At 32.4% G+C, this 655-nt stretch carries 1 protein-coding gene and 1 pseudogene; both read right to left on the bottom strand.

What is annotated here, in order from left to right:
* A pseudogene (locus tag ACOTVC_RS08985) lies at positions 1–191 on the bottom strand (hypothetical protein); the annotation flags it as partial.
* Positions 184–655, bottom strand: a 472-nt coding sequence (locus tag ACOTVC_RS08990; RefSeq protein ID WP_421628400.1) for an ankyrin repeat domain-containing protein, incomplete at its 5' end; no start/stop codon positions are given. The gene ACOTVC_RS08990 and the pseudogene ACOTVC_RS08985, both read right to left, overlap by 8 nt.

Below are 655 nucleotides of genomic sequence, written 5' to 3' on the forward strand. Positions count from 1 at the left end.
TTTCCATCCTCGTCTATAAGATAAACTTCGGACTCGCCCTTTTTTTTCACTTCTTTTACTTCTTCCACTTCTTTTCCATTTTGTGTTTGCAAATGAAAAGGACTGTAAAAACACAATTTACAATTTTCTAATATATAAACCTTTTGGAATTCTTTGATATGAAAATTGACTTTAGTAAATCCCTCATTCACTTTCTTTAGCCTTTTTTATGGCATCGTTTAAAAGTTTACAGTATTTTTCCATATAGCTTTTATCTTTTTCACACTCTTTGCTATCCCAGTATATATTGTATTTTTTATCAAGTTGAGCTGAAGTCATTGCTCCTGCATCTTTTAAAAGCTTTTTATTTCTAGATCCTCTTGCATCATCTAAAGGAGTGGTTGGGGTGACAAAATTTACATTAGCTCCTAGTTCAATTAAAAGCTTTGTAACCCTATAAGTTTCAGGTTCGCTTACAGCTTCAAATAAAAGAGTTTCATTATATTCGCTTTTTGGATCAAGCAGGGTTTGCATATCCACATTAGCCCCTCCTTTAATAGCTAGTTCTAATAATTCATAATTATTGCGTCTAACCCAAAAATGCATAGGAGTCCAACCAAAGTCATCTTCATGCACTTCAAATTTAGCTCCACGATTTACTAGATATTGTATGATT

The organism is Campylobacter sp. GB48, assembly GCF_049221845.1.
In the GTDB taxonomy this organism is placed as follows: Bacteria; Campylobacterota; Campylobacteria; order Campylobacterales; family Campylobacteraceae; genus Campylobacter_D; species Campylobacter_D lari_C.